We start from the raw sequence: 7,176 nt of genomic DNA, 5'->3' as shown, positions 1-7,176 counted from the left end.
CTGTGATATCTAGGCACTCAGAAAAAAATGCTGGTAAAATTCCCTGCTTGGGAGTATTATAATACACAGTTAGGTTTTTCATGTCAGTTAAATTCTAACACGAAAAAGGACTTTCGGTTCGCAAGAATCGAAAGTCCTTTTTCGTTTTCATGGGACCATTATTTCACAGCCCCTTTTTTATCAGAATCCCAACTGTTTCTTCAGTGTTTCCATGTCTTTTTCGCTCAGGAAAGGATGAAGGATATCCAGGAAATACCGGGCATTTTCGTCCCGACCCTGGCTGTGCAGGTACTGGGCGTTGCCGGCGGCAATCCGCAGCACGTCCACATTGGGCCCCAGCGGCAGCTGGTACTTTTCGCCAAAGGCCTTCAGCTGGTCATGGGTGGGCGGTTCCGGTTTCCTGCCCAGTTTCTCTTCTATGGATCGGAGGGTATCCTGCATCTCCGGCTGGGCTTTTCCGAAATTCAGGCTCAGGAAATAGGCATTGGCCGAGCCTTTATAGTCATCCTTCAGGAACAGGTACAGACCGATGTTCTGGTAGCAGGCGGCCAGGTCTTCCGGATGGCAGGCCAGGCGCAGGGCCTGCAGGGTGGTCTGATAGAAATCTTCCGTCCGGGATTCGGCCAGCTGGGCCTGGGCCAGGGTCATCAGCACAGGTACGCTGGCTGGATCCCACTGGCGGGCTTTTTCCAGGGACTTCAGGGCTTTTTTCGTGCTGCCCCGGGCCAGTTCGATGCTGCCCAGCAGCAGGTACACGATGTGGAACGGGAAAGGGGCCTGCTGCAGTTTTCTGTCCTTTTGGGCAAAAAAGAAATCGTACAGACTCATTTCCATGGGCTCGGCAAAACTGCGGACATCCGTTTCTTTATCGGACCGGTACAAGCTGGAATTTTCCGCATCCTGTTTCATGGGTTCCAGCAGGGCGACGGCCTTGTCGTATTCCCTGTTTTCCTGGAGCTCCCGGGCCTGCTGCAGCTTGGCACCGAAATCGGCAAACGCTTTGCTGAACATGTCCGCAAAGTGCTGGCGGCTTTCTTCCGGCATGAGCTTGTACAGCAGTTCACCGCAGGCTTTGGTGATTTCCCTGTGCAGCGGGTGGTCCCGGTACAGGGTCATGCAGCCCTTTAAGTAGGCGATGTCCTTCTGGTTGTTGCCGGAAAGGCCATCGGTAATGTTTTTGATGATGGTATGCAAGTCTTCCATGATCATTCCTCCGATTGTGGTCGTATCTACTTTATTATACAGGAAATAAAGGGCAGAGTGAAGAGAAAAACATAACGGCTGGTGGTGGGTCCCCTGACTGCTGACCACTGGCTCTTCACTCTGCATTGAATATGCTTTATAATAAGCTACATAGCTATGAATCGAGAAAGAGGCGCAGAGTATGGAATACTGGGATATTTATGATGTGGACAAACAGGTGACCGGACGGAAGATGAAGCGCAATGACTGGCACATGCATCCGGGAGACTACCATCTGACGGTACTGGCCCTGGTGTGTGACGAAACGGGCCGGATCCTGATCACCCAGCGCAAGGCCGACAAGGAATGGGCGGCGCTCAAATGGGAAATCCCAGGGGGCGGCGTCCGGGCCGGTGAAAGTTCCCAGCAGGCTGTGCTGCGGGAAGTGGCCGAAGAAACAGGCCTTCATTTCCGTGCGGAACAGGGGCAGCTGATCCATACCTACCGCAGCGACAGCCCGGCAGAACAAAACAACTACTTTGTGGATATTTACCGGTTCCAGGCGCCCTTTACGGAAAAGGATGTGACCATCCAGCAGGATGAGGTAGAAAGCTTCAGACTGGTCACGCCCGATGAAATCCGCTCACTGGGAGCCAAGGATGATTTCCTGCACTTCAAACGGCTTGAAGGGCTGCTGCCGGGTGCTGTCCGGAAGGTCACCATTGCCGGGGCGGGCACTATGGGGTATTCCATGGCGGACATCTTCGCCCGGAAGGGGTATGATGTCATTCTGTGGAACCATCGTCAGCCCACCCTGGATCGGGCAAAGACCAGGATTTCTGCCGATGCAGCGGACAAGATCACTTATACCACCAGCCTGGACGCCTTTAAAGGCCGGGATCTGATTGTGGAAAGCATTGCAGAAAACCTGGACATCAAACTGGCTTTCTACCGGGAGATGACGCCCCTGGCGGACGCCCGTACCCTGATTGCTACCAATACCTCCGGCCTGTCCATCAACAAGCTGGCGGAAGCCGTCACCGGGCCGGAACGGTTCCTGGGCATGCACTGGTTCAACCCGCCCACACTGATCCCCCTGATCGAGATCATCAAGAATGACCATACCCGGCCGGAGGTGGCCAGAGCCATTTATGACCTGAGTCTTGCCATTGGCAAGAAACCGGTGGTGGTGGAGCAGGATGTGCCCGGGTTCGCCGCCAACCGGATCCAGCTGGCCGTGCTGCGGGAAGCCCTGAGCCTGGTGCGGAAAGGCGTGGTCAGCGTGGAAGGCATCGATGCGGTCATGAAATACGGCCTGGGCTTCCGTTGGGCCTGCCTGGGTCCCCTGGAGACCATCGATTTCGGCGGGCTGGATGTATTCGAACACATCAGTGAATACCTGATGCCCGACCTGGAGGATTCCCATGACGTGCCGTCCCTGCTGGCCGAAAAGGTGAAGGAGGGCAATCTGGGCGTCAAGAGCGGCAAAGGTTTCTACGACTACAGCGGGGAAAGGGCCGGGGAGGCTGTGAAAGCCCGGGATGCCAGGTTCCAGGCAGTCTATGGGGCCCTGTACGGAGAAAAGAAATGAAACCGGAAATCCCTGCCCACTGCAAAAAATGCGGAGGCGAATGTTTACGGAATGTGGAGTTCCTCATCGGACTGCCCCCGGAAAAGGTGGCGACCCTGCTGCAGCGGGCGGAGCGGCTGCGGCTGCACAAGGGGGAGTATCTGTTCCACGAGGGGGATCCCTGCAATGCCATCTTCATCATCCACAGGGGAAGGGTGAAACTGAGTGCCTATGACCAGGACGGACTGGAGCGGATCGCCGGCATCTTTGTGGAACATGATACCATGTGGGAAGGCGTACTGGTGCCCAACAGCCTGTACTCAGCCTCGGCCATTGCCATGACGGAAGTGGACTGCTGCAGGCTGGCCCGGAAAGACTTCGAGGAGGCCATCCATGAACCGGAAGTGGCGCTGCGGATCATTGGCATGCTCAGCAAGAAACTCCACGATGCCAACCGGCGGAACCTGCTGAAGAGCATCGCCGATCCCAAGGAACGGGTGGCAGGTCTTCTGCTGTACCGGTACCGCCGCCAGACAGGGGACGTGGTGACCCTGCGACTGGAGGAGATGGCCGGGCTTATCGCCCTGCGCCCGGAGACCATCAGCCGCAAGCTGAAGGAGCTGGAACGGGAAGGATACGTAAAAAAGACCGGCCAGAGCAGCATCCGGCTCCTGGATCCGGATGGGCTGATGGAGATGGTGAACTACTGAGAAACAAAACCGCCTGGATCTTTGACCCCAGTCAAGGATTTCTTCTGCAAAACAGCATACAATGACTCTGCCAAAAGGTTTCAGTACGACCCTTTGACAGGGTCATTTTTTTTTGCAAGAGAGGAGACTGCCATGCAGGGACGTATCCATTCCATTGAATCTTTCGGGTCCGTTGACGGGCCGGGAACACGATTCATCATTTTCGTACAGGGGTGCAGCATGCGCTGCCTGTACTGCCATAATGCAGACACCTGGGACTGTCAGAAAGGCCAGCTGCGCAGTACGGACGAGCTGCTGGACCAGGCGGAGCGGTACCGGCCCTACTGGGGACCGGAAGGGGGAATTACAGTTAGTGGAGGCGAACCACTGCTGCAGATCGACTTCCTGCTGGAGCTGTTCCGGAAAGCAAGGGCCCGGGGCATCGGCACCTGCATCGATACGGCAGGGCAGCCTTTTACCCGTCAGGAGCCTTTCTTCAGCAAGTTCCGGCAGCTGATGGAAGTGACGGATATCCTGCTGGTGGACGTGAAGCATATGGACCGGGAAGCCCACCGGAAGCTGACCGGGTGGGGGAACGAGAACATCCTGGACCTGTTCCGGTATCTGTCGGACATTCGCAAGCCCATCTGGGTGCGCCAGGTGCTGGTCCCCGGGTATACGGACGATCCGGCCAGCCTGCGGCGGACCCGGGAATTCCTTGACACTCTGACCAACGTACAGCGGGTAGAAGTACTGCCCTACCACAGCATGGGGCTGTACAAATGGGAAGAACTGGGCATTCCCAACCAGCTGAAGGATGTGGAGCCGCCCACTCGGGAACAGGTGGACGTGGCGCGCAAGATCTTACGGGCAGTCTGACCTCGTAAGGATTTACTGAGAACGGCGCAGCCGTGTCGCCCGGTAAGCCCGCAAAAAAATTGAAATTTAAATAGTTAGCCTACACAAACTTGACTGGAATCAAGGTTTCAGGATTCCGGATGGGATATGATGGAACCATCGCAAGATTCAAGAACTGACAAGGAGGAGCTTTATGGACAAGCTGACTGAAAACGTTGCCTGGAGAGGTTTCAAGGGTGTGAAATGGATGGACGATGTGGATGTCCGCGATTTTATCCAAAACAACTATACCCCTTATGACGGTGACGAAAGTTTCCTGACGGAGCCTACGGAAGCTACGGACAAACTGTGGGGCCGGGTCCAGGAACTGCAGAAGGAAGAACGGGCCAGAGGAGGCGTACTGGACTGCGAAACGGAAGTGGTCTCCAGCTTGACTGCATACGGCCCCGGCTATATCGATGAAAAGCTGAAGAACCTGGAACAGGTGGTGGGCCTGCAGACTGACAAGCCTCTGAAAAGGGCCTTCATGCCCTACGGCGGCATCAAGATGGCGGAAGAAGCGGCAGAAACCTACGGGTACAAAGTAAACCCCAAGTTCCACAAGATCTTCACGGAATACCACAAGACCCACAACCAGGCTGTATTCGATGCCTACACGGCTGAAATGCGCAGGGCCCGCCACAGCCACATTGTGACTGGCCTGCCGGATACCTACGGCCGGGGCCGGATCGTCGGCGACTACCGCCGGGTGGCTCTGTACGGCATCGATTTCCTGATCGACAGGAAAAAAGCCGACCTGGACAACTGCGGATGCGGCGTCATGACTGACGACATCATCCGTCAGCGGGAAGAACTGGCCGAACAGATCCGTGCCCTGAAGCAGATGAAGGAAATGGCCAAAATCTATGGCTTCGACATCTCTGCTCCGGCCAAAAACGCCCGGGAAGCAGTGCAGTGGCTGTATTTCGGCTACTTGGCTGCCGTAAAGACTCAGAACGGCGCTGCCATGAGCGTGGGCCGCATCTCTACCTTCCTGGACATTTACATCAGCCGTGACCTGACTGAAGGCACTCTGACGGAACAGCAGGCCCAGGAACTGATCGACCATCTGACCTTGAAATTCCGCATGGTGAAATTCGCCCGGATCCCGTCTTACAACCAGCTGTTTTCCGGTGATCCGGTATGGGCTACCCTGGAAATGGCCGGCATCGGCATGGATGGCCGTCACATGGTCACCCGCAACGACTACAGGTTCCTGCACACCCTGGAAAACATGGGGCCTTCTCCCGAACCGAACCTGACCGTGCTGTATTCTTCCGCTCTGCCGGAAAACTTCAAGAAGTACGCAGCCCACATCTCCATTACCACGTCTTCCATCCAGTATGAAAACGATGATGTGATGAAGCCGGTATGGGGCGATGATTACAGCATCTGCTGCTGTGTATCCGCCACCCAGACCGGGAAGGAAATGCAGTTTTTCGGCGCCCGTGCCAACTTGGGCAAATGCCTGCTGTATGCCATCAACGGGGGCAGGGACGAAAAGTTCCTGACCAGGGACGGAAAGCACATGCAGGTGGGGCCGGAATACGCTCCCATCACGTCCGACGTGCTGGACTATGGCGAAGTGATGCACAAATTCGACCTGATGATGGACTGGCTGGCCGGGCTGTATGTGAACATCCTGAACCTGATCCAGTACATGCATGACAAATACTACTACGAAGCTGCCGAAATGGCCTTGATTGACACCGATGTACGCCGGACTTTCGCAACGGGCATCGCCGGATTCTCCCATGTGGTGGATTCCCTGTGCGCCATCAAATATGCCAGGGTGACCACCGTACGGGATGATTCCGGCCTGGTGGTGGACTATAAGGTGGAAGGGGACTTCCCCAGATACGGCAACGATGATCCCCGGGCCGATGAAATCGCGGTATGGCTGCTGAAGACCTTCATGACCAAGCTGCGGAAGCACCACACCTATCGGAATTCTGAACCCACCACTTCCATCCTGACCATCACTTCCAATGTGGTGTACGGTGGTGCCACCGGTGCCCTGCCCGATGGCCGCAAAGCCTACACGCCGTTCGCACCGGGTGCCAACCCTGCCTATGGTGCTGAACAGAATGGCCTGCTGGCTTCCCTGAACTCTGTGGCAAAGCTGCCCTATGAATATGCCCTGGACGGCATTTCCAACACCCAGACCATCGCTCCGGAAACCCTGGGCCACAACGAAGAAGAACAGAAGGCTACGCTGGTCCGTGTGCTGGACGGCTACTTCGACCAGGGGGCCCACCACCTGAATGTGAATGTATTCGGAGTGGATAAGCTGATCGACTGCATGGAACATCCGGAAAAACCGGAATACGCCAACTTCACCATCCGGGTATCCGGGTATGCGGTGAAATTCATCGATCTGACGAGGGAACAGCAGCTGGACGTTATTGCCCGCCGGGCCCATTTGAAGATGTAATGATACCCGTCAGCCACTGCTTACCACCCATTCAAACTGTTCCCGCTCCGGTTACAAAAAACTCTTGACAATCCTATCCACTTACTATACAATACGGATTATAAATTCATACCCTTCATCGAGAGCAGCTGAGGGATTTGGCCCTATGACGCTGCGGCAACCCCCTTTTACGGGAAGGTGCCAATTCCAACGGGAATCCGGTTCCTGGCAGATGAATGCGAGATCAGTCATCAAAAAGCACCATCTGCAAAGGCAGGTGGTGCTTTTCTTGTCGGGTTTGAAAACCCCACGCTATGCGTGGGGTTCTGGAAAGCTTTTAGCTATACCAAAAAATCCTCCTTTGGTAAAATGAAGATGGCTACCAACCACTTCATTTTGAAAGGAGGATATCCTGAATGGATATT

6 protein-coding genes, 1 pseudogene and 1 riboswitch are annotated in these 7,176 nt (G+C 55.4%); of the genes and pseudogenes, 5 read left to right on the top strand and 2 right to left on the bottom strand.

Going from position 1 to position 7,176, the window contains the following annotated elements:
• Together ACR0QW_RS10325 and ACR0QW_RS10320 are read right to left on the bottom strand one after the other, a co-directional pair.
• Positions 1-82, bottom strand: a pseudogene (locus ACR0QW_RS10325) (transposase); the annotation flags it as partial.
• A 98-nt stretch (positions 83-180) separates the two neighbouring features.
• The gene (locus ACR0QW_RS10320; RefSeq protein ID WP_432643564.1) at positions 181-1,203 is read right to left on the bottom strand and encodes a hypothetical protein; all 1,023 of its coding nucleotides are present in this window, start codon (positions 1,201-1,203) and stop codon (positions 181-183) included.
• Between the two features lie 181 nt (positions 1,204-1,384).
• Here ACR0QW_RS10320 and ACR0QW_RS10315 point away from each other — a divergent pair, with 181 nt between their 5' ends.
• The 5 genes from ACR0QW_RS10315 to ACR0QW_RS10295 all read left to right on the top strand — a co-directional run.
• Positions 1,385-2,773: a 3-hydroxyacyl-CoA dehydrogenase NAD-binding domain-containing protein gene (locus ACR0QW_RS10315; RefSeq protein WP_432643563.1), complete on the top strand. Its 1,389-nt coding sequence runs from the start codon at positions 1,385-1,387 to the stop codon at positions 2,771-2,773.
• Entirely contained in the window at positions 2,770-3,462 is a 693-nt protein-coding gene (locus ACR0QW_RS10310; protein WP_432643562.1) for a Crp/Fnr family transcriptional regulator, read from the top strand. The genes ACR0QW_RS10315 and ACR0QW_RS10310 overlap by 4 nt, the downstream gene beginning before the upstream one ends.
• Before the next feature lie 132 nt (positions 3,463-3,594).
• Positions 3,595-4,320 (top strand): pyruvate formate-lyase-activating protein, encoded by a 726-nt coding sequence (gene pflA, locus ACR0QW_RS10305; RefSeq protein WP_432643561.1) that lies wholly within the window; start codon positions 3,595-3,597, stop codon positions 4,318-4,320.
• A gap of 172 nt (positions 4,321-4,492) precedes the next feature.
• The gene (gene pflB / locus ACR0QW_RS10300; protein WP_432643560.1) at positions 4,493-6,772 is read left to right on the top strand and encodes a formate C-acetyltransferase; all 2,280 of its coding nucleotides are present in this window, start codon (positions 4,493-4,495) and stop codon (positions 6,770-6,772) included.
• Between the two features lie 112 nt (positions 6,773-6,884).
• Positions 6,885-6,990: riboswitch (SAM riboswitch) on the top strand.
• Positions 6,950-7,176, top strand: a 227-nt coding sequence (locus tag ACR0QW_RS10295) for a hypothetical protein (protein WP_432643559.1), incomplete at its 3' end; no start/stop codon positions are given. Its footprint overlaps the riboswitch before it by 41 nt.

Source organism: Acidaminococcus sp., assembly GCF_050873445.1.
GTDB lineage: Bacteria > Bacillota > Negativicutes > Acidaminococcales > Acidaminococcaceae > Acidaminococcus.
Note: the sequence above shows the minus strand (reverse complement) of the source record. Positions and strands in the feature narration are given on the sequence as shown.